This window comes from Sphingomonas cynarae, from assembly GCF_039537815.1.
Lineage (GTDB): Bacteria > Pseudomonadota > Alphaproteobacteria > Sphingomonadales > Sphingomonadaceae > Sphingomonas > Sphingomonas cynarae.
The window spans coordinates 223,762-246,548 of record NZ_BAABBF010000004.1; the positions used below are offsets into that span (position 1 = coordinate 223,762).

At 67.7% G+C, this 22,787-nt stretch carries 13 protein-coding genes; 4 read left to right on the top strand and 9 right to left on the bottom strand.

What is annotated here, in order from left to right:
- The first annotated feature begins 5 nt into the window (after positions 1 to 5).
- On the top strand, positions 6 to 779 hold the full coding sequence (locus ABD719_RS10310) for a 3'(2'),5'-bisphosphate nucleotidase CysQ (protein WP_344693284.1): 774 nt from the start codon (positions 6 to 8) through the stop codon (positions 777 to 779).
- Positions 780 to 1,082: 303 nt separating this feature from the next.
- Here ABD719_RS10310 and ABD719_RS10315 read toward each other — a convergent pair whose 3' ends face one another.
- The 5 genes from ABD719_RS10315 to ABD719_RS10335 all read right to left on the bottom strand — a co-directional run bounded on the left by ABD719_RS10315 (position 1,083) and on the right by ABD719_RS10335 (position 8,849).
- Complete coding sequence (locus ABD719_RS10315; RefSeq protein WP_344693285.1) at positions 1,083 to 1,883, bottom strand: LytR/AlgR family response regulator transcription factor; 801 nt, start codon at positions 1,881 to 1,883, stop codon at positions 1,083 to 1,085.
- Positions 1,880 to 3,052, bottom strand: a complete 1,173-nt coding sequence (locus ABD719_RS10320; protein ID WP_192123252.1) for a sensor histidine kinase — start codon at positions 3,050 to 3,052, stop codon at positions 1,880 to 1,882. Before ABD719_RS10320 ends, ABD719_RS10315 begins: the two co-directional genes overlap by 4 nt.
- Before the next feature lie 138 nt (positions 3,053 to 3,190).
- Positions 3,191 to 6,559 (bottom strand): TonB-dependent receptor, encoded by a 3,369-nt coding sequence (locus ABD719_RS10325; RefSeq protein WP_344693287.1) that lies wholly within the window; start codon positions 6,557 to 6,559, stop codon positions 3,191 to 3,193.
- Between the two features lie 364 nt (positions 6,560 to 6,923).
- The gene (locus tag ABD719_RS10330) at positions 6,924 to 7,922 is read right to left on the bottom strand and encodes a 4-hydroxyproline epimerase (protein WP_344693289.1); all 999 of its coding nucleotides are present in this window, start codon (positions 7,920 to 7,922) and stop codon (positions 6,924 to 6,926) included.
- Positions 7,923 to 7,934: 12 nt separating this feature from the next.
- A complete protein-coding gene (locus ABD719_RS10335) occupies positions 7,935 to 8,849 on the bottom strand; it encodes a dihydrodipicolinate synthase family protein (protein ID WP_344693290.1) in 915 nt (304 codons plus the stop codon).
- An 89-nt stretch (positions 8,850 to 8,938) separates the two neighbouring features.
- Here ABD719_RS10335 and ABD719_RS10340 point away from each other — a divergent pair, with 89 nt between their 5' ends.
- Together ABD719_RS10340 and ABD719_RS10345 are read left to right on the top strand one after the other, a co-directional pair.
- Entirely contained in the window at positions 8,939 to 10,150 is a 1,212-nt protein-coding gene (locus ABD719_RS10340) for an NAD(P)/FAD-dependent oxidoreductase (RefSeq protein ID WP_344693291.1), read from the top strand.
- An 11-nt stretch (positions 10,151 to 10,161) separates the two neighbouring features.
- Positions 10,162 to 11,343 (top strand): M24 family metallopeptidase, encoded by a 1,182-nt coding sequence (locus ABD719_RS10345; protein ID WP_344693292.1) that lies wholly within the window; start codon positions 10,162 to 10,164, stop codon positions 11,341 to 11,343.
- 153 nt (positions 11,344 to 11,496) lie between these two features.
- Here ABD719_RS10345 and ABD719_RS10350 read toward each other — a convergent pair whose 3' ends face one another.
- The 3 genes from ABD719_RS10350 to ABD719_RS10360 are packed head-to-tail and all read right to left on the bottom strand — an operon-like array spanning position 11,497 to position 16,664.
- Complete coding sequence (locus ABD719_RS10350; RefSeq protein ID WP_344693293.1) at positions 11,497 to 13,263, bottom strand: DUF885 domain-containing protein; 1,767 nt, start codon at positions 13,261 to 13,263, stop codon at positions 11,497 to 11,499.
- Between the two features lie 9 nt (positions 13,264 to 13,272).
- The gene (locus tag ABD719_RS10355) at positions 13,273 to 14,286 is read right to left on the bottom strand and encodes an Ldh family oxidoreductase (RefSeq protein ID WP_344693294.1); all 1,014 of its coding nucleotides are present in this window, start codon (positions 14,284 to 14,286) and stop codon (positions 13,273 to 13,275) included.
- Positions 14,283 to 16,664 (bottom strand): beta-L-arabinofuranosidase domain-containing protein, encoded by a 2,382-nt coding sequence (locus ABD719_RS10360; protein ID WP_344693295.1) that lies wholly within the window; start codon positions 16,662 to 16,664, stop codon positions 14,283 to 14,285. Before ABD719_RS10360 ends, ABD719_RS10355 begins: the two co-directional genes overlap by 4 nt.
- A 105-nt stretch (positions 16,665 to 16,769) precedes the next feature.
- Here ABD719_RS10360 and ABD719_RS10365 point away from each other — a divergent pair, with 105 nt between their 5' ends.
- Positions 16,770 to 19,547 carry a DUF5695 domain-containing protein gene (locus ABD719_RS10365; RefSeq protein WP_344693296.1) on the top strand — a complete coding sequence of 926 codons (2,778 nt, stop codon included), beginning with the start codon at positions 16,770 to 16,772 and terminating at the stop codon, positions 19,545 to 19,547.
- 28 nt (positions 19,548 to 19,575) lie between these two features.
- Here ABD719_RS10365 and ABD719_RS10370 read toward each other — a convergent pair whose 3' ends face one another.
- Positions 19,576 to 22,662, bottom strand: coding sequence for a glycoside hydrolase family 2 TIM barrel-domain containing protein (locus tag ABD719_RS10370; protein WP_344693297.1), 3,087 nt, complete (start codon positions 22,660 to 22,662; stop codon positions 19,576 to 19,578).
- Positions 22,663 to 22,787: the final 125 nt, after the last annotated feature.

Sequence of the window (22,787 nt, forward strand, 5' to 3'; positions counted from 1 at the left end):
CCGGGATGGCGCCGCTGCTGGACGCCGTCGTCGAGATCGCCGCCGCGGCGGGGCAGATGGCGCTCGCGCGCTGGCGCACCGATTTCCGCCGGTGGGAAAAGGAGCCGGGCAGCCCGGTGTGCGAGGTCGATCTGGATGCCGACCGGATGCTCCATGCCCGGCTGTCGGCGCTGCTGCCCGAGGCGGGCTGGCTGTCGGAGGAGACCGCCGATGCGCCCGACCGGCTGGCGCGGCGGCATGTCTGGGTGGTCGATCCGATCGACGGCACCCGCGATTACATCCGCGGGCGCGAGGGCTGGGCGATTTCGGTGGCGCTGATCGAGGATGGCCGGCCGGTGCTTGCGGTGCTGGACGCCCCCGCCCGGCGCGAACGCTGGTCGGCGACGGCCGGACGCGGGGCGTGGCGCAACGGCGTGCGGCTGGCGGCGGGCGACCGCACGGTATTGGCGGGCGCACGGGTACCGGCGGACGTGTTGCCCCGCACGGACCGCGATTTCGTGGCGGTGGCCAAGCCGAATTCCATCGCGCTGCGCATGGCGATGGTCGCCGCGGACGAGGCCGATCTGGTCGCGACGCTGCGCTGGGGCAATGAATGGGACATCGCCGCCGCGGTGCTGATCGGCGCGGAAGCGGGGGCGGGGGTGAGCGACGCGCTGGGCGCACCGCTGGCGTTCAACAAGCGCGTGCCGCAGGCCTTCGGCGTGGTGGTGGCGGCGCCGGGCATCCACGGCGCGGCGATCGAACGGCTGGCGGAGCGGGCGGCGGCGCTGGCCGGCTAACCCTCAAGCGGGCCGGGATGAGAGCGATGCGACTGCATCCGCCCCGTTTCAAACGAGATCTCTGCGACGATGTGCATCATGCGGAGCGGGATGACATTGGCTCGATCCATCACGTTATTGCGAGCGTAGCGAAGCAATCCAGGGCGTCACGCGCCGGGCTCTGGATTGCTTCGTTACGCTCGCAACGACGAATGGGGGGTACGTCACCATATTCTAAAAAATACTACCTTCCCGGCGGAGGTATGAGGCGTTTTGCAGAGGCACTGCCGACAGGGGCAGGAGGCGGTTGTCGCCCCCGCCCGGTCAGTGGACGAAGCGCGCCACCACGTCGCGGTACGAGCGGCTGACCTTCACCTGTGCGCCGGAGCCCAGCACCAGGAAACATTCGCCGTTGGTGTGCGGCTTCACCTGCTTGACGAGATCGAGGTTGACGATCGTCGAGCGGTGGATGCGCTGGAAGCGGCGCGGATCGAGACGCTTTTCGAGGTCCTTCATCGTTTCGCGCAGGATCAGCGTGTTGTCGCCGGTGTAGATGCACATATAGTCGCCGGCCGCGTCGATCCGCTCGATCGTGTCGACATCGACGCGGAAGATCTGGCCGCGATCCTTGATGTTGATGAGCTTCTCGAACCGGTTGGCGGAGACGTCGCCGCCATCGGCCTCCATGTCGGCGGCGGCATCGGGGGCGTGTTCGGCCAGCACCTCCTTCAGCCGGTCCACCTCCTCCACGCCGCGCTTTTCGGCCAAGCGCTGGCGCACCCTGTCGAGCGTGTCGGCGAGGCGGGTCTCCTCCACCGGTTTCAGCAGGTAATCGACCGCCTGCGCCTCGAACGCGCGCAGGGCATGATCGCTATAGGCGGTGACGAACACGAACAGCGGCGGCTCCACCTCCATCAGCCCCTGCACCACCGAGAAGCCGTCGAAACCGGGCATCTGGATGTCGAGGAAGACGAGGTCGGGCTTGTGGGTCTTGATGGCGCGGATCGCTTCGCGCCCGTTCATGCATTTTTCAATGATTTCCACGTCTTCGTGCGTCTGCAGCCGAAGCTCCAGCCCCTGGATCGCCAGGGGCTCGTCGTCGACGAGGATGGTACGGATGGTCATGCGGCCTCTCTGTTCACGTCTTCCAGCTGGTAGGGAATCTCGATCTCGACCGAGAAACCGCCAGCGGGCATCGAGCGCGTCTCGAACTTCTGGTCCGGCCCGTAAGCCTGGACCAGTCGTTCGCGTATATTGGTGAGCCCGACACCCGTTGAAAGGCTTGGACTGATCCGCGCTTCGTGCAAGCCGGGTCCGGTATCGGATACGGCGATCTGCACCCGTTCCCCGGCGAGCCGCACGCGAACCGAGATATCGGCGCCTTCCTCCTGCGGGGTGACCGCATATTTGATCGCGTTCTCGACCAAGGGTTGCAGCAGCAGCGAGGGCAGACGCGCGCGTTCGGCACGGGGATCGACCTCGAACAGCGGACGCAGGCGATCCTCGAAGCGCATCTTCTCGATCTCCAGATACAGCTTCAGCGTTTCCACCTCCTGCGCGACGGTGACGTGCGCAGTCGGTTCGTTGGCCAGCGTGTAGCGCAGGAACGACGACAGGCGCGACAGCATCGCATTGGCGCGCTCGGTCTGCTTCAGCAGCACGAGGGTCGAGATCGAGTTGAGCGTGTTGAACAGGAAATGCGGGTTGAGCTGGTAGCGCAGCATCGCGAGCTGCGCCGAGGATGCCTGCAATTCGAGCGCGCGCATCTCGTCGATCTGGTTTTCCAGCACGAGGAAGAAGTTGATCGCCACATAGAGCGCCGACCAGCCCGCCAGCACGACGAAGTTCAGGAACAGCGAACCGGCCACCAGCGTCACCGTGACGCCCGCCGTGCCCGTTTTCAGGAACGAGAAGGAGAAGGCGTTGATGGTCGCGTACAGGATCGTCGCCACCACCAGCGTCGCCACCGCCAGCGGCACGCCGGCGATGCGGGGGACGTGCCGGTAATAGCCGTAGCAGGCCGACAGCAGCATCGTGATGCAATAACCGACGATCGCCTCGACGATCACCGGGATGATGAGTTCGAGCCGGAAGCCGTTGGACAGCGACGAGACGCTGCGCAGGAGCAGGTATCCACCCCAGCCGACCGCCTGCAATGTCCAGAAGGCGCGGGCCTTGTTCTCGAAGAACGGCCGGACGTTGATCGTCCGCCCGTGCGGCCCACGGGCGACATAGGGCGTGGCGGGGGCGGCGGCAGCGGGGCCGGCGGCGGGGGAGGCGGGTAGCGTAGCCATCGATGAAGCGGCTTCTACACGCGGTGGCGCCGTCACGCAAAATGCCGAAGGGCCGCCGTTCCGTTGTGGAACGACGACCCTTCGTCAGGCGACCCGGCGGTGGCACGCGACCACCGCCTTCGCGCCGTGGCCGGCGGCTCAGAACGAGAAGCGGGCGCCGATGCGGATCGAGTAGAGCGACTGCTTCGAGTAGATCGTGTCGGTCGGCGGCGTATTGGGGGCGAGATAACGATACTGCGCGCAAGGCTGGCTGGAATTGTTGACCAATACCCCGCTCGCGGCGGTGCCGGTAGGCGTCGCGGCGGCCAGACACTGAACGCGGACGGCGACCTGCGTATACGGGAAGGCGTATTCGCGGATCTGGCCCCAGTTCTTGTTCAGCAGATTAGCGACGTTCTCGATATCGCCGAACAGTTCGATGCGCGAGCTGCCAAGGCCGGTCGGCAGTTCCTGCGCGACGTGAAGGTCGATCTTGGTGAACCACTTGGCATTGAAAGCATTGCGTGGAGCGATCCGGCCACGATACTTGTCGAGGCCCGTGGCGCCGATCAGTGCGTTAAACGTGTCGCGGGTGGCGACGCTGTCATAGGACACCCGGGCGTCGTCCAGGCCGGTCGGCACGTAGAGCAGGAAGCGGCTCTGGTTCAGCACGGTGCCGAACACGGGGCTGCGATTGTTGGAAGCATCCTGCATCGTGTAGCTGTAGGGGCGGCCGATCCGGGTTTCGCCGAACAGGGCGAACGTCGTTTTGTAATCGCCGAAGAGCGCCGGATTGAACGTCAGGTTGTACTTGATGTTGTACTTCACCTGATCGTTGGCGATGCCATAGGCCGCACCGTTGGCATCGAAGAACGCCGCGTTGCCATAGTTGGAGTTGGCGGTCGACGAGGTCGCCGGCGCCTGATCCTTGATGTCCTGATAGGTGAAGCTGGCGCCAGCCGACAGGCCGAAGTCGAACGTCTTGTCGACGCGGGCGACGGCGACGTAGCTGCGGCCCTTCTTGGTGTTGGTCAGCAGCAGATCATAGTTGTTGTCCGCGAAGCTGGTGATCGAGCTGTAGCGGGCACGACCGTCGGGCGTCAGCAGGCCGTTCGGACGCACGCGGCCGTCGGTGAAGAACACCTGGTTGCGGACCGACGAATAGAACAGGTCGGCGCCGAAGTTCACACCGCCGAGCGCGTCGGGGGCGTAATCGAACGACAGGGTGCTGCGCCACTGCGACGGCAGCTTGAAGTTCGGGTCCAGCGCGTTGACCGGGGGCGGCGAGGTGGTCGAAAGGGACAGGCTGTTGAGGTAGGTGTTCACCGCGCCCGGGATCGACGTGCCGCTGACGTTGGTCAACGCCGCCGACCCGATCGCCGCCGCCGCCGCGGCGTTGGCGGAACCCGGTGCCGTGAACGTGCCGGCATTGGTCTGCTGGATGTCGACCGAGTTGGTCAGGAAGCCGGTGTTCGAGAAGCTGTTCGAAACATAGACGTCAGGCGAACCGCCCGAGAAGATGCCGACGCCGCCGCGGATCGACAGATCCTTGATCGGCTTCACTTCGAACCCGATACGCGGCTGCACGATCCCACGACCGCTGATATAGGCGGTGTTGGGATAGCCGACCCGGTTCAGGAAGGTCTGGTTGAACGCCGGGCGCGTATCGCCGCCGTACATGTCGTAGCGCACGCCGTAATCCAGCGTGAACCAGTCGGTGACGCGCCAGTTGTCCTGGATACCGAAGGAATAGGACTGATACTGGAAGCGCGCAGCGCCGTTGGCCGGATCGTTCGACGGCGTCGCGTTGCCGTAACGCAGGCGCTGGGCATTGCCCGCCTGGAAATCGGCGATCGAGTCGAAATAATAGTTGCCGGCGGTGTTCTGCACGAAGAGGTTGAAGATCTTCGTGTCCTGAACGTCGGCGAAGATGCGCAGGTCATGATTGCCATGGGTCAGGCGACCTTGCACCAGGCCGCCATAGGTGCGGCTGGTCAGCGCGTTCGACTGGCGCGAGCTGTCCGGACCGAAATACACCGAGGCGTAACCGGGGGCGCATGCCGTGGCGAGATTGGCCGCGCCGCCGGGCGTGGTGCGGTCGGACGTCGGAGCGGCGCAGACCTGAAACTGCGCGAAACCACGGCCCAATACCGGGTCCTGACCGCGCTTATAGTCCTTGTAGAAGCCGCGGACTTCGGTCGAGAACTCGTCGGACCAGTCGCTGTTCAGCTGGAACACGCCAGTGTGCAGGCGGTTGGAGCCGATATAGCCGTTCGATTCCAGCCCGAGGCTTGGGGCGGTGACCGAGGCGTTCTGGTTAAACTGGATCGAGTCCTTGGTGTACAGATAGGTCAGCGATGCGCGCTGCGTATCCGACAGGTTGGCGTCGAGACGCGCTGCAAGCCGGTCGTCCTTGTCCTTCGAATTGCTGAGGACGCCGCCCGTCGCGTAATTGTAGCGCGACTGCGCAATGCCGCTGATCTGGCTGACGATGCTGTCGGTCAGCTGGCCACCCGGCAGGGCGGTGCTGGGGATCACGGTACCGGCGTTGGTTTCCAGCGTGCCTTCGGGGATCGGCGTACCGGCGCGGATACGCTCACCGGCAACCATGAAGAACAGCTTGTCCTTGATGATCGGCCCGGACAGCTGCGCGCCGTAATTCTCGATCTTGTAGTTCGGCAGGGTGACCCGACCGGTCGGGACGCCCGGACCCGCCTTGGTCTTCTTCCCGTTCAGCTCGTCCGAGGAATAGGAATAGAAGCCGGTGCCGTGGAAGCTGTTGGTGCCCGATTTCAGGATGGCGTTGATGGCGCCGCCCTGGAAATTGCCTTCACGGACGTCGTAGGGCGCAACCTTGGTCTGGAACTGACCGATCGCGTCGAGCGGCACGGGCGAGCGCCGGGTCGGCAGGCCATCGGGGTTGAGGCCGAAATTGTCGGTAACGGGGACACCGTCGACCGAGAAGCGGTTGAAGCGCGCATTCTGACCGGCGAACGAAACTGCGCGGCCGCCACCGGGGGTGTCGTCCAGCCGGGCGAACGGATCGCGGCGCATCAGATCGCGCACGTCGCGGTTGATGGTGGCGACATTGGCAATCTGGGCTGCGGTGAGCACGGTCGACGGACCCTGCGACTGGGTGCCGGCACCACGGATCGACGATGCGGTGACGACGATCTCCGCACCGGCATCGGCGTCGCCTGCGGCCAGTTCGACCGGCAGGTCATAGGGCTGGGCGATGACCGTGAAGATGTCGGTGATCTGCTTGGTCGGGAAACCCGGCGCGTTGATCGTGACGGTGAACGGCCCGCCGACGCGCAGGCCAGACGCGTTGAAATTGCCCTTCTCGTCCGTCGTGGCGGATGCCGTCGTGCCGGATTCGACGTTGACGATCGTCACGGTGGCACCGGCGACCGGTGCACTGTTGGCGGTGACCGCGCCACGGATCGCCGTGGTGGTTTCTTGCGCCATTGCGCCGGCGGGCGCGATGATCGCGATCGCGGCGACGCCCAAGAACAGATTGTTCCGCATCTGAATTTTCCCCTTTTGGGCTGACGCCCCGAACCCCGCGGCATCGCCGCTCTACGGCCACGCCCCTGTGCGTGGATTATGTCTGTTCCATGACAGATGCGAGTCGGTTCCCTCCGCACCTGCAAAGGTTTATGCTGCGTTGCCGAAATGCCACGACAGGATCGCAGCGGCCCGATCGCGGACGGGGGTGGTATCAATTGGCTCCGCCCGGCCGGGCTGGACCCGCGCGGGCCTCCGCGTCTCGCGACCACCCGGTTCCGGATGGGCGATGGGATAAGCCCCGGCGACGATTGCCAAATCTGGGTGGAGAGGTCATCCGATGCGGGAAGAAGCACGGCCGGCATCTTGGCGCGGGATGGTGCCGTTATTGGACGGCGAACCCCTTGGCGAATGGATCGGCCGCGTCGATCCATATCGTGTTGAAACCGGTGGCGACCGCCGATCCCTCGATCGAGGGAATGATCGCCGGTATCCCGCCGAGGTGCGTCGCCGCCTCCACCCGGCCGATGAAGCGGCTGCCGATATAGCTTTCGTGGACGAAGCGATCGCCCGGCGCCAGCGTGCCGCGATCCGCGAGATGCGCCAGCCGGGCGGAGGTGCCGGTGCCGCACGGGCTGCGGTCGATCGCACCCTCGCCGTAGAAGACGGCGTTGCGGCCGTCCGCGCCTTCACCGCGCGGGGCATCCGCCCATAGCACATGGCTGATGCCGCGGATGGTGGGGTCGAGCGGATGCACCGGATCGATCGCGGCCTGCATCGCGGCGCGCACGCGGCGCCCCATCTCGACCAGCCATTCCGCGCCCATCGCGTCCAGCCCGCGATAGCCGCCCTGCGGCTCGACGATGGCGTAGTAATTGCCGCCATAGGCGACGTCGACGGTCAGCGGCCCGACCCCCTCGACATCGATCACCACGCCCCTGGCCGCGACGAAGGCGGGGACGTTGGTGATGCGGACCGCGGTGACGCGGTCGCCCGTCGTCTCATAGGCGATATCGATGATGCCGGCGGGCACCTCGACGCGCAGCCGCCCCGGCACGGCGGGCTGGATCAGCCCGTGTTCCAGCCCGAAGGTGACGATCCCGATCGTGCCGTGCCCGCACATCGGCAGGCAACCCGAGGTTTCGATGAACAGGATGCCGATATCGGTATCGTCGCGCGTCGGTGGATAGAGGAACCCGCCCGACATCATCGCGTGGCCGCGCGGCTCGAAGCACAGCCCGGTGCGAATCCAGTCGAACCGCGCCAAAAAGTCCTGGCGGCGTTCCGACATCGACGCGCCGCGCAGGAGCGGCGCGCCGCCGACGACCAGACGGACCGGGTTGCCGGCGGTATGGCCGTCGATGCAGAAGAAGGTGTGGCGCATCGCTCGACGGTATCAGGCCGCCTTGGCGATCGAAAGCGTCGGCCGGGTCGCCGCCGCCTTCTCGACCATCGCGATCACCTCAGCACGGCGTTCGCCCTCCAGCGGATAGCGCGGCGGCAGGACCCGCTCCGAACCACGACCCATGACCTGCTCCGCCAGCTTGATCGACTGGACGAGATCATGTTCGGCATCGAGGTGGAGGAGCGGCATGAACCAGCGATAGATTTCCATCGCCTTGGCATGATCGCCGCGCTTGAACGCGTTGACCAGCTCCACCGATTCCCGGGGGAAGGCGTTGGTGAGACCGGAAACCCAGCCCTGCGCCCCGAGGTACAGCCCCTCCAGCGCGACGTCGTCCAGTCCGGCGAACAGGACGTAGCGATCGCCGAACGCGTTCTTCACATCGGTGAAGCGCCGCGTGTCGGGGGCCGATTCCTTGATCGCGACGATGTTCGGCACGTCCGCGACCAGCGCCAGCACCTGATTGTCGATCTGGGTGCGATAGGCGGGCGGGTTGTTGTAGAGCATGATCGGCAACCCGGTCTGCTCCGCCACGCCGCGGAAATGCGCCGCCAGTTCCTTCGCCTTGGGCACATAGACCATCGGCGGCAGCAGCATCAGGCCGTTCGCCCCCGCCTTCTCGGCCGCCTGCGCATAGCCGGCGGCACGGCGGGTGTCGTATTCGGACACGCCGGTGACGACCGGGATGCGGCCGTCCACCACCTCGACGATCGCCGTCAGCACCGATATCTTCTCGTCGAAGGTCAGCGAGTTGTTCTCGCCCACCGTGCCGAGGGCGATCAGGCCGGTGATGCCGTCGCGGATCAGGTCGTCGACCACGCGCTGGGTATCGGCCAGGTCGATCGACAGGTCCTCCCGAATCTGCGTGGTCACCGCCGGGAAGACACCTTGCCAATCGATCGTCATTATCATGTTCCGATACTTGTTTACGTGAATCGTATACGATACCATCATGCGGTGATCAAGAAGGAAAACCACATGCGGGGACGCAGGCCGTGACGGTGGCGGTGATCGGCGGCGGCGTCGTCGGGCGGGCGGTGGCGCTGTCGCTGGCGCGTCGTGGCGAACGGGTGAGGATGATCGATCCGGCTGCGGACCGGTCGGCACCATCGTGGGGCAATGCCGGACATCTGGCAACCGAGCAGGTCGCACCGCTCGCCTCGCCCGCGACGATCCGCAGCGTGCCGGGGCGGCTGTTCGCGCGGGGCGGTCCGCTCGACCTGCCGGTGGCGCAGGCAGGGACATGGTTGCCGTTCGCGATTCGGCTGCTGGCGGCATCCACCCCGGCGCGGTTTACGGCAGGATCGGCCGCACTGCGCGGGTTGCTGGCGGGGGCAATGCCGGCATGGCGGCGGCTAGTTGCGGCGGTCGACGCCGGCGACCTGCTCCGCGAGGACGGGCATTTCGTCACCTGGCCCGATGCCGTCCGCGCGGCGGCGGGGATCGCCCGGTGGCGGGCGGCGGATATCGGCACCACCCGGATCGATGCCGCAACCGACGCCGAATTCGCCCGGCTGCGGTCGCTGTCGCCGCAGGTGGCGGCGGCGATCCGCTTCACCGGCAGCGGTCAGATCGCCGATCTCGACCAGCTCGCGCAGGCACTGGACGCGGCGCTGGCGGCGGCCGGCGTCGAGACGGTGCGCGATACGGCGACGCTGTTCCGCGATGGCGACCGGATGACGATCCGGGGCATCGCGGCCGATCGCATCGTGATCGCCGCCGGGATCGGATCGGCCGCCCCGATGGCCGCCGCCGGCCACCGCGTGCCGCTGATCGCCGAGCGTGGCTATCATATCCGGGGGCAGGCCGAGCGGTGGCCCGCCGACGTGCCGCCGGTGGTGTTCGAGGACCGGTCGATCATCGTCACGCGCTACGCCGATAGCGTGCAGGTGGCGGGCTTCGTCGAACTGGGTCGGGCGGATGCCGCGCCCGACCCGCGTAAATGGGTGCGGCTGGAACGACACGTCGCCGAACTGGGCCTGCCGATCGCGGGGCCGTTCCGTCGCTGGATGGGCGCGCGGCCGACGCTGCCGGATTATCTGCCGGCGATCGGCCGGTCGACCCGCGCCGACAATCTATATTATGCCTTCGGCCACCAGCATCTGGGGCTGACGCTGGCGGCGGTGACGGGGGAGCTGGTCGCCGACCTGCTGACCGACGCCACGCCCGCGATCGACCTTTCGCCCTTCGCCATCGACCGTTTCTGAAAGCTGACGCCATGACCATCGGCAGTTCCGACGCCACCACCCAGCTCGCCGCGATCACCCCGCCGGCACACCGTGTGCCTCCGATCGCGGCGAGTGAATATGCCGCCCGGCTGGACCGCGCGCGCGCGTTGACCGCGGCGGCGGGGGCGGCGGCACTGCTGGTCCATACCGGTGCCAGCCTGCGTTACTTCACGGGCGTGCCCTGGGGCGCGACCGAGCGGATGGTGGCGCTGCTGCTGCCGGTCGCGGGCGAGCCGGTGATGATCTGCCCGCGGTTCGAGCGCGGCTCGCTGGAGGCCGATCTGACGATTTCCGCCGATCTGCGGCTGTGGGAGGAGGACGAGAGCCCGGTCGCGCTGGTCGCGGATGCCGCCCGTGGGATGGGAGTGGTCGCGGTCGATCCGCTGATGCCGTTCGCCTGGACGGAACGGCTGCGCGATTTCGGCATCGCCCTGGTCGACGGGGCGCCGGCGATCGACGGGTGCCGGATGGTGAAGTCGGCGGCCGAACTCGCCTGCCTGTCGGAGGCGAAGGCGATGACGCTGGAGGTACAGGCCCGCGCCGCGGCGATCCTGCGCCCCGGCATCGCCGCCAGCGAGGTGATCCGTTTCATCGATGCCGCGCACCACGCGATCGGGGGTGGCGGCTCGTTCTTCTGCGCGGTGCAGTTCGGCCGCGCGACCGCGTTTCCCCACGGTCTGCCCGGCGACCAGCGGCTGGCGGAGGACGAACTGGTGCTGATCGATACCGGCTGCCGCGTCCACGGCTATCATTCCGACATCACCCGCACCTATGCGTTCGGATCGGTGGAGCAGGACATCCGCGATATCTGGGATGTCGAACATACGGCACAGGCGGCCGCCTTCGCCGCCGCCGGACCGGGCGTGCCGTGCGAGGCGGTGGATGCGGCGGCGCGAGTAGTGCTGGAGGGGGCGGGACTGGGCCCCGGCTATCGCCTGCCGGGTCTGCCGCACCGCACGGGCCACGGCATCGGCCTGTCGATCCACGAACCCGCCAATCTGGTGCGGGGCGACACCACGCCCATGGCGCCGGGCATGTGCTTCTCCAACGAGCCGATGATCGTCGTGCCCGACCGGTTCGGGGTGCGGCTGGAGGATCATTTTCATGTCACCGAGACCGGCGCCGCATGGTTCACCACGCCGCAGCTGTCGATCGACCGGCCGTTCGGGTAAAGGGCGGGAGCGGGGCCGGGCCCGAGCGTGACGGCATGGGATCGATCCGGCCGTCATTGCGAGCACAGCGACGCAATCCAGAGCCCCGCGCGTGACGCCCTGGATTGCTTCGCTGCGCTCGCAATGACGGAACAGGAACGGGATACGCCGATATCAGGGCGTCAGCGGATAAGGCCCCTTGCCGCCATCGGCGATGAAGCGATCGACCCGCGCATCGACCATCGGCAACGGCACCGATCCCAGCGACAGCATGGCATCGTGGAAGGCGCGGATATCGAACTTCGTGCCCAGCGCCTTCTCCGCCTTCGCCCGTCCGGTGAGGAAGGTCAGTTCGCCCATATAATAACTGAGGGCCTGTCCCGGCCAGGCGATGTAACGGTCGACCTCGGTCGTGATCTCATGGGTCGACAGCGCGGTGTTGTCCCGCAGGAAAGCCTGCGCCCGTTCGCGCGTCCAGCCCTGCGTATGGATGCCGGTATCGACCACCAGTCGAGCGGCGCGCCACATCTGGTAGCTGAGCATCCCGAACGTCTCGTAGGGGGTGTGATACAGCCCCATCTCCTCGCCCAGCGCCTCGCAATATAGCGCCCAGCCCTCGCCATAGGCGGAAATATAGGTGTTGCGGCGATAGTCGGGCAGCCCCTCCAGTTCCATCGCGAACGGCATCTGCCAGGCATGGCCGGGCGCGCTTTCGTGCAGGGTCAGCGCGGGCAGCGAGTAGAGCGGACGCGCCGGCAGGTTCCAGGTGTTGACCAGATAGATGCCGGGACCGCCGCGCCCGCCGGTGTAGAAGGGCGCGAGATCGGCCGGCACCGGTTCGATCGCGAAACGGGCGCGGGGCAGGCGGCCGAACCAGCGCGCGGCCTTGCCGTCGAATTCCTTGGCGGTCCATGCCGCCCGATCGAGCAGCGCCTGCGGCGTCTTCACGTAGAATTGCGGGTCTGTCCGCAGGAAATTCAGGAAACCGGGCAGATCGCCCTGCCATGCCACCTGTTTCATCACCTCGCCCATCCGGGTGCGGATTCTGGCGACCTCGGTCAGGCCGATCGCGTGGATCTGGTCGGCCGACTGGTCGCGAGTGATGTATTCGGCGATCTTGGACGCGTAATAGGCACGGCCATCCGGCAGATCATAGGCCGCCAGCGTCTGCCGTGCGCCGGGAATGTAGTCGTCGCGCAGGAAGGCGAGCAGCGTCGCATGCGCCGGCACCACCGATGCCGCGATCAGCCGCTTCGCCTCCGCGCGCAACGCCCCTTGCGTCGCGACCGGGATGGTGGCGGGCATATTCCTGAACGGCGCGTAGAAGGGGGAGGCGTCGGTGCCGCCCGCCTTCACCACCTCGGCGACCCCGATGTCGCGGCCCGTGAGCGTGATCCGCGGCGGGGTGAAGCCGCGTTTCAGGCCGGCACGCATGTTGGCGATGTTCTGGTCGAAATAACGCGGGATATCGCCAAGCAGCTTCAGATAGCCACGATACGCCTTTTCGGTGCGGTAGGTCGCGCGGCTGGCATAGCCCAGGTCGATCCAGAAGCTGGTATCGGCGGTCAGGGGCTTTTCGTAATCCCGGAACCGCTGTTCGGCGAGCAATGCCGCCACCTGACCGCGATAGACGGCGTAATTGTCGCGTGCCGCCGGCGACAGGCTGGCCGGCGGCATTGCATCGAGCGCCGCCAGCGTCTCGGTCCACCGCTTCGTCTTGGTCGCCTGCATCGCGGGGCCGACATCGGGTAGCCCGCGTGCCTCGTCCTGCGGCGTATCCTCGTCCCCCGCCGCCAACGTGCCGCGCCACTTGTATTCGGCCGCCGCCAGCGCATTGAAGCGTGCATCGGCGCCGGTGGCGGCGGTCGCGGCCGGTGGCGTCTGCGCTGCGGCGGGCAGAGGGGCGAGGGCGGTCAGGAGCAGCGTCGGAAGGAACTTCATGTGATATCCTCAGGTCACGGCGTCGATGTCGGTGATCAGTTGCCGGGGGATCAGCACGCCATCGCGCAGGCTGACCGCGCGGGCGGCGTGGCGGCGCGATCCGGGCAGGCGCGCGCCCTGTCCCTCGATGCCGGCGAACACCGCCTCGGCCCGCGCCAGATGACCGGCGGCGGCATCGCCCAGGAAACCGGCGGGATCGATCGCGAGGATCAGCTCGCCCCCGATCGGCGAGCCCTTGCGGCCCGCGTCGGCGGCCAGCGATTCGGCGCTGGTCAGGTCGCCGATCAGCGGGCCGGCGACCAGTTCCACCATCGTCGCCAGCGCGGAGCCCTTGTGCCCGCCGAAGGTGCGCATCGCGCCGGCCAGCACCGTGGCCGCATCGTCGGTGTCGCCGCCATCGGGGGCGTGGCCCCAGTCGGTCGGTATCCGCTTGCCGGCGCGGCGGTGCAGCTCGATCTCGCCGCGCGCGACCATCGAGGTGGCGAAGTCGAACACGAACGGCATGCCGCCGGGGCGGGGCCAGCCGAAGGCAATCGGGTTGGTCCCGAACAGCGGTTTCGTGCCGCCGGCGGGGGCGACCCAGGCATGGCTGGGGGTGAAGGCAAGCGCAACGAGGCCGTCATCGACCAGCGCCTCGATCTCGGGCCAGAGCGCGGCGAAATGGACTACGTTGTTCAAGGCCAGCGCGGCGATGCCGCCCGCCCGCGCCGCCTCCACCAGCAGGGGGCGCCCGGTTTCGAACGCCAGCTGCGCGAAGCCGCCGCCGCCATCCACCCGCACCAGCCCCGGCTTCGGCCGCGAGGCGACGGGCGCCGCATCCGGCACCACCACCCCGCTCGCGACGCTGTGCGCGGCGACGAGCAGGCGGTACAGCCCATGCGAGCCGCACCCGTCGCGCTCGCCCGCCACCATCGTCTCCGCCACCGCGGCGACATGCGCGGGCGACAGGCCTACCCGGGTCAGCGTGGCGCGTGCGTAGTCGCGTACCTCGGCCAGCGTCATCCGGACATGATCGTCGCTCATGCGGTGGGTGCCGGGGTCGTCGCGGGCTTTGCGGTGAACAGCCGCATCCCGAACACAGGCCCGGCACTGTTCCGGTCATGCGGCACGACGCGCACCTTCACCTGCTTCTTGCCGCGGGTCAGCCCCTCGGGCAGCGGATAGTCGACATCGAAGAACTGGCCGGGCCGGTCCGCCTCCAGCGACTGGGTGGCGATGCGCTGGTTGTCGATCAGGATGTCGAAGCTGCGCTGGCGCTCGTCCCCCCAATAGGTCGCCTGCAATATCAGCGGCCCCGGCTTCACCGCCATCGTGAACTCGAAGAAGCCGCCGCTGCGCGCGTCGCGGCCGGAGCGACCGCGATAGGATACGGGATAGGAGATGTCCGAGGTCAGCTGGTGGTCGCGCTCGGGCTGCATCTCGCCCAGGTGCATCACGTCGACCGAGCGGGCGGCAAGATCCTTCTGGCGGGCCTGTTCCTTCAGGAAGGCGGCTTCCTCGACCTGCCATTCGGCCGCGGTGAAGCGCTTGAAATACACCGCGCTGCGGCGGTCATGCTGGCGATAGAAGGGCACGAAGCTGAGGTCGCCGGGGCGGACCAGACCATCGGTTTCATATTGCGCCTTGTCCATCGCGACGGGGCGGAAGCGCGCGATCAGGTCGGTGCCGACCATCGCGGGATCGGGCCGGTCCCATGCCCCGTCCGCGCGCCCCAGATCGCCGGCCAGCACCAGCGGACCGCGCAGCACCGCGACCGTCCGGCCATCGCCCGGTGTCGCCTCCAGCCGCAGGTCGAGCGGCAGGCGGATGGTGACCGTGTCGCCCTTCTTCCAGCGCCGCTCGACGATGGCATAGCCGCCGGCGCGCGCCGCCGTCACCGGCTTGCCGTTGACGAACAGGTCCGCCGAGGCCGCATAGCCGGGCACGCGCAGCGCGACGGGGAAGGTACCGGGCTTGCCCAGCGCGTCGAAGCTCAACGTCGCTTCGCCCTCGAACGGCCAGGCGGTGGCGAGGCCGACCTTCGCATCGCGCGCGGCCCAGCGTGCGTCGGCGGGGATGTAGAGGTTGACGATCAGCGTGTCGCCGCCTTCCCAGAAGATGCTTTCGCCGTGCTTGGCATGGCTTTCCATGCCGGTGCCGACGCAGCACCAGAATTCCTCGCCGTCCATCGCCGAATATTCGCGCTTCGCCCCGGTCATCAGCGGGGTCATGTAGGTGAAGCCGCCGTTCACCGGTTCCTGCTGCGCCATGACGTGGTTCAGGTGCGCGCGTTCGTAATAGTCGAACAGCGCGCCGTCGGGTTGCCACGAATAGAGCTGCCGCGTCAGTTTCAGCATGTTGTACGTGTTGCAATGCTCGCACGTCTGTTCGGTGATGTGCTGCGCGATGGTGTCGGGCGCGGTGAAATATTCGCGGTCGGCATTGCCGCCGATCACGTAGCTGTGGTGGCGCGTCACCTGTTCCCAGAAGAAGCGGGCGGCGGCGCCGTGCGCCGGATTGCCGGTGATCTCGTACAGGCGGGCCAGCCCGATCAGCTTGGGCACCTGCGTGTTGGCGTGGATGTTCGCCAGTTCGTCGCGCTTCTCGCTGAGCGGCGTCAGCACCTTCTTGTGATAGATGCGCTCCGCCAGCTTCAGCCAGCGCGGGTCGCCGGTGCGGGCGTGGAGTTCGGCGAAGCTTTCGTTCAGGCCGCCATGTTCGCAGGCCAGCACCGTCTGCACCTGTTCGTCGTCCAGCGCCGCGAACACCCGTTCGATATAGGCGCCCAGCCCGATGGCGATCGCCATCGCCCCGGGGTTGGGGCCGATATGGTCGATGACGTCGAACAGCCCGGTATAGAGCTTGTGCCAGTTGTAGAACGGCACCCAGCAGCCGTTGAGGTCGAACCCGGCGGAGCGGATGTCGCCGCGCATGATTTCCGGAAAAATCTCCTTGCCGTCGACGACCTTGCCGTCCTTGCGCTTGCGGGTGAAGCCCGCGACATAGCCGTCGCCGTTTCTGGTCTGACACGCGGCGAGTTCGTCGATGATGTAGGCGGCGCGGCGCGCGCAGTCGTCGCAGCCGATCTGTGCGTGAGTCAGCGCCAGCCCCGACAGGTAATGCCCCAGCGTGTGGCCGGCGATGGTGTCGCTTTCCCAGCCGCCATAGACCTTTGCCTTGGGGGGCAGGCCGGCGAAGGTATGGAAATTGTGGAGCAGTCGATCGGGTTCGAGCCGCAGCAGATAGGCACGGTTGACCTCGACCGCATGGGCGAAATCCGAGGGGCGCAGCCGGACGGCGGACAGCGGCAGCGCCTTGGCTTTGGCCGGCAGGGCGGCCGTCATGGCGCGGGCGGCGGCGGGCAGGGCGGCAAGCGGCAAGGTGGCGCCGGTCTTCAGGAAAGTACGGCGACCGATCGACATTTCCATCTCCTAATAATATAGTATACGATAATCAGGCAGTGGGCGATGGTCAACCACGGATGCCGTGTTATCATCGCCGAGGCGAGCCGGGGGAGAATATCGGGCGTGCGTATCAAAAAGCTGCTGCCGACTGTCCTGCTGGTGATCCCGCCGCTGCTCGCCGCCGCGCCGGTCGCCGTTTCCCAGACCCCTGCGGTTCCTGCGGTTCCTGCGGTTCCTGCGGTTCCCGCCGTTCCCGTCGCGCCGGCCGAAGACCGCTACGCCGTCGGGCCGTTCGACATGGCGCTGCGCCGCGACACGCAGACACTGGCGCGGCTGGCACCGCGCGGCGAGGGCGGGTTCGATTTCCTGCCGTCGAACCGCGCGGGCGAGCGGCGTGGCGACGGCTATAATCATGTCGGCGATATCCATATCCGGCTGCGCATCGGGGATGGCGCGTGGCGCGACTATTCCTCCGCGCGCACCCGTCGGCCGGTGACGCCGCTGGCTGGCGGCGGCGCGGTGATCGCACGGGCCGACATCACCGCGTCGATGGGCGACGGTTTTCCCCTGACCGTCGAGCGCGCCTGGGTGCGACAGGACAGGGTGCCCGCGATGCGCATCACCATCGCCAATCCCGGCAAGCAGGCGGTAGAGGTCGGCGCGCTGGGGCTGCCGATGGTGTTCGACAACATCATCAGCGGCCGGTCGCTGGAACAGGCCCATGCGCAGGCCAGCTTCGTCGATCCCTATGTCGGGCAGGATGCCGGCTATCTGCAGGTGACGCGGCTGAACGGCAAGGGCCCGGCTCTGCTGGTCGTGCCGGACGCCCGCACCCCGCTGGAGGAATACCGCATCCTGCGCGAGGCGGGGCGGCAGCCGGCGGGCGACGTCTTCACCGATCGCAGCCCGCGCGAACAGACGTCGGAGGGTTTCTACGACTGGATGGTCGCGAGCAGGGCGATGGCGGGCGAGGTGCCGAACCCCGTCGCCGGCAAGGCGGGGGCGCCATGGAACCCGGCGAGCGGCTTCACGCTGGCACCCGGCGAGCGGCGGACGATCGGCATCCGCTTCGTCGCGGCACCCTCGATCCGCGCGATCGAGCCGACGCTGGCGACAGCAGGCCGGCCGCTGGCGATCGGCATTCCCGGTTATGTCGTGCCGACCGACGCGCCCGCCGACCTGTTCGTGAAGGCGGCCCAGCCGATCCGGTCGGTCGCGGTATCCCCCGCCGGCGCGATGACGCTCACCCCGGCCAGGGCGCCGGCCGGCTGGGCGCGCTATACGGTGAAGGGCAGCGGCTGGGGCCGGGCGCGGGTGGCGATCACCTATGCCGATGGCAGCGTGCAGGCGGTGCATTACTATGTCACGAAGCCGCTGGCGCAGGTGTCCGCCGATCTCGGACGGTTCGCCACGACGCGGCAGTGGTTCGACGACAAGGCCGATCCGTTCGGCCGCGCGCCTGCAATCCTGACCTATGACCGGCAGGCGGACCACATCGTCACGCAGGACCAGCGGGTCTGGATCGCGGGGATGAGCGACGAGGGCGGCGCCGGCGCCTGGGTGGCGGCGGCGATGAAGCAGCTCGACCATCCCGAGCCGGCCGAGGTCGCCAGGCTGGAACGGCTGGTCGGCGAAACCATCGTCGGCAAGCTCCAGATCGCCGAAGGCCCCCATGCGGGCGGGGTGAAGAAGAGCCTGTTCTGGTACGATCCCGCGCGCTTCGGCCACTATTACGACACGTCCATCGACTGGAGCACCTGGGCATCGTGGAAGAAGGAACAGGCGGACGATCTCGGCCGCTCCTACAACTATCCGCATGTCGCCGCCGGTCACTGGGTGCTGTACCGGCTGGCGCGCAACCATGTCGGGCTGGTCACCCGCCACGACTGGCGCTGGTATCTGGGGTGGGCCCACAAAACGACGGTCGCGATGATGCGCGATGCACCGCATTATGCCGAGTTCGGCCAGATGGAAGGCGAGATCTTCGTCGAAATCCTGCTCGACCTGAAGCGCGAGGGGATGACCGCCGAGGCGACCGAGGTCGAAGGGCTGATGCGCAAGCGCGCCGATCACTGGCGCACGCTGGCCTATCCGTTCGGCAGCGAGATGGCGTGGGATTCGACCGGCCAGCCGGAGGTCTATGCCTGGATGCGGTATTTCGGCCATGCGAAGGAGGCCGCGATCACCCGCGAGGTGATCCTGGGCTATGATCCCACGGTGCCGCATTGGGGCTATAACGGCAACGCACGCCGCTATTGGGATTTCCTGTATGGTGGCAAGATCAAGCGGATCGAGCGGCAGTTGCACCATTATGGTTCCGCGCTGAACGCGGTGCCGCTGTTCGATGCGTTCCGCCGCGATCCCGCCGATCTCCACCTGCTGCGCGTCGCTTATGGCGGGTTCATGGGCGGGATCACCAATGTCGATCGCGATGGCTTCGCCTCCGCCGGCTTCCATTCGGAACCGGACGTGATGGACTGGGACCCGATGACGGGAGACTATGGCATGGGCTATTTCGGCCATGCCTATACCGCTGCGACCTATCTGGTGCGCGATCCGGCGCTGGGCTGGCTGGGCTTTGGCGGCACCGTGGCGGAGCGCGGGGACGCGGTGGCGGTGACGCCGCACGACGGTGCCCGCACGCGGCTGTTCGTGGCGCCGGCGGGGCAGTGGATCACGCTGGCGGCAGGCACCATCGCCCACGCCGAATGGCAGCCGGCGCGACGCCGCATCGTGCTGACGCTTGATGCGGCGAGTGCGACGACCCCGGCGGCAAGGCTGCTGGTCGAGGCGCCGGCGGGGGGCGCAGCCTATGCGCCCGATCGCGGCACGGCGGCGCGCGGCATGTGGACCGTGCCGCTGGGCCGGGAGCCGCAGACCGTGACCCTGTCGGTGCATTGATGGGAGACGGCGGGCCGATCCGCCGGCTTTACGGCCGGTCGGGGCCGATCGTGAAGCTGTAGGACAACGGCTTCAACGCGATGCGATAGGGCATGTGCGCCCGGCCATCGAGGTTCCAGCCGGTGTCGCCGCCGACCCCCGCCTGCGCCGCATCGATCAGCAGCGTGCCGTCACCGTGCGGGTGGATGTCGCTGCTGTGCCGGGCGGTTTCCAGATCGTCATAGGGGAAGGGCAGGGCGTTGACCGACAACGGCTTGGCGCCCGTCACGCGCAGCCCCGGCACGCCGGTGCCGGTCAGCGCGATCCAGCGCACATCCTGCTTGCTGCCCGACTCCTGCGGCCGGGCATAGCCGTGATACTGATCGGCCAGCGCCCCCTGCCAGATCGCGACCAGCCCGCCGGTCTTGCGGTCGGCATAGGTTTCGTGCGGTCCCCGCCCGAACCAGCGGACCCGGTCGAGCGCGGCGGGCGTGCGGAAGGCGAGGCCGACGCGCAGAGGATCGGGGAGCGTGGTGCGCAGCGGGGTGAAATCGACGTCCGCCCGCACCGTGCCGTCCGCCGCCATCGTCCACCGGGTGACCGTCTTCACCGATCCGACGCCCATGTCGTGGCGGACGACGATCGCATCGCCCTCATCCGCGACCCCGTCGACGCGGCGGTTCCGGGAGAACTGCTTCCACATCGCATGGCTCTTGGGCACGCCGCTGCCGATGTCGTTGTCGGTCGGCGCCCGCCAGAAATCGGGGGCGCCGCCGGTCAGCAGCGTCCTGCCGCCGCGCGCATAGCGGCGGACGAGGCCGGTGACACGATCGATCTCCAGCACCGCATCCCCCGCCGCCAGTCGCAGCACGTCACCCGCCACAACCGGGGCGACCGTGGCGGTGATCGCGGCTGCGCCGCGCGGGGCCGTCAGCGGAAACTGCTCCCAGCCGACGACATGGCCTGCCGCGACCATCGGGATCGCCCCCGGCTTCGCGCGCGCGCGCAAAACGAGTATGCGTTCCGCGCCTGCATCGCGCGCGGGTGGCGGGGTGAAGGCGAGGGGGGCGTGGCCGCCGGGCGCCACCACCGGCGTGGGGATCGTGCCGCTGGCGATGGCGCGGCCATCCTCCATCATCGTCCAGTCCAGCGTGAAGCGCGACAGGTCGATATGATCGTGCCGGTTCTCGACCGCGTATCCGGGCCGTACCTGCACGAAGGCGATCGGCGACTGGACCTTCGCCAGTTCGAAATATTCCGGGTCGGGCGTGCGGTCCGATCGGATCACGCCGTCGCCGACCGGGCTGTCGTCACCGCCCTTGTTGGCGAAATCCGGCCCTTGCGCGAAATAGTCGCGGCCCGCCTTGTCCTTCACGATGATCGTCTGGTCGACCCAGTCCCACACGAAGCCGCCCTGCAGCTTCGGGTAGCGGCGCATCACGTCCCAGTAATCGGCGAAGTTGCCCAGGCTGTTGCCCATCGCGTGGGCGTATTCGCACAGGATCAGCGGCTGGGTGAGGCCGGGTTGCTGCGCGTAGTCGGCCAGCTTCCACACATCGTCGTACATCGGCGCGAAGATATCGACATAGGTGTTCACCGGGTGACGCCAGCCGCTCATGCTCCAGCCGAGGAAACTGACGAGCCGCGACGGGTCGCGCGCCTTCACCCATTTCGCCGCCGCCTCGAAACTGGTGCCGATGCCGGTTTCGTTGCCCAGCGACCAGAAGATGATCGACGGATGGTTCTTGTCCCGCTCCACCATCCGTTCCACCCGGTCGAGATGCGCGGCGCGCCATTCGGACTTGTTGCCGAGGAGGACGGCGGGATCGTTGTCGTTCTGTTGCGACAGGCCGAGATAGCCGTGGCTCTCGATATCCGCCTCGTCCATCACGTACAGGCCATATTCGTCGGCGAGATCATACCAGCGCGGATCGTTCGGATAATGCGAGGTGCGGACGGCGTTGACGTTCGCCTGCTTCATCAGTTCGATATCGCGGCGCATCGTCGCCTCCGATACGATGCGAAAGCTGTGCGGATCATGTTCGTGGCGGTTGACGCCGCGGATCATGATGCGCCGGCCGTTCACCCGCACCTCGCCGCCGGCGATCTCGACGGTGCGGAAGCCGATGCGGCGGCTGGTCGCCTCGATCAACCGGCCCTTCGCATCGACCAGTTCGACCAGCAACGTGTAGAGGTCGGGCGTCTCCGCGCTCCATGGCCGGATCGCGGGCAGGGCGGCGTCGAGGGTCGCCTTGCCGCCCGCCACTGGCATCTCGCGCGTCAGCAGCGGGCGCTGGCCGTCGAGCAAGGTGGCACGCAGCCGGGCCGTCGGATCGGGCGTGCCGGCGACGTCGACCGCCAAGGTCAGGCGGCCGTCGCGATAGTCACGGTCCAGCCCGGCGCCGACCGACAGGTCGCGGATGCGCGTCGCGGGCGCGGCATAGAGGGTGATGCTGCGTTCGATGCCGTTGACGCGCCAGAAGTCCTGATCCTCCAGATAGCTGCCATCGGCATAGCGATAGAGTTCGATCGCCACCGTGTTGCGGCCCGGCCGGCGGGCGGCGGTCACGTCGAATTCCGCAGGGAGTTTCGAATCCTCTGAATAACCGACGCGGACGCCGTTGACCCAGATGTAATAGGCGGCACCCGCAGCCCCGACCGTCAGCAGCAGCCGCCGCCCCGCAAAATGCGCGGGCACGGTGAAATCGCGGCGGTACGATCCGACCTCGTTCAGCGTGTGGTCGATCCATGGCTGGTTGCGCGGAAAGGGATAGCCCGAGCCGACGAACACCGGCCCGCCATGGCCCTGCGCCTGCAGGATGCCGGGTACCGTCACCGTGCCCCAGCCCGATACGTCGTAGTCGGGCCGGTGGAAATCCGCCGGTCGCGCCTCCGGCGTCGGCGACAGATGGAAACGCCAGTCGCCATCGAGCGACAGATGATAACGCGACCGGCGCACGTCACGCGACAGGGCGCTCGCCCGCGTCTCGAACCCGTCGAAGGTCGCGTGCATCGGTTCCGCGCCCTGGCGGATCACCTCGGGCCGTTCCCATTCGGCGGGGGCCGGCACCTGCGCCGCCAGCGGCATGGCGACGGCCGCGAGGAGGAAGGCGATGGTCGGGGGGCGGCGCATCATGTGGGTCTCCGTTCGCAGCGGGCGGCGCATCGGCCCCTGCGCCTTGACCCACATGACATGGGGGCAGGTCAAGTCGTCGCGGCACCCCCCTTGCATAATCCTAATTCGGCCCAAACGGGCATCCT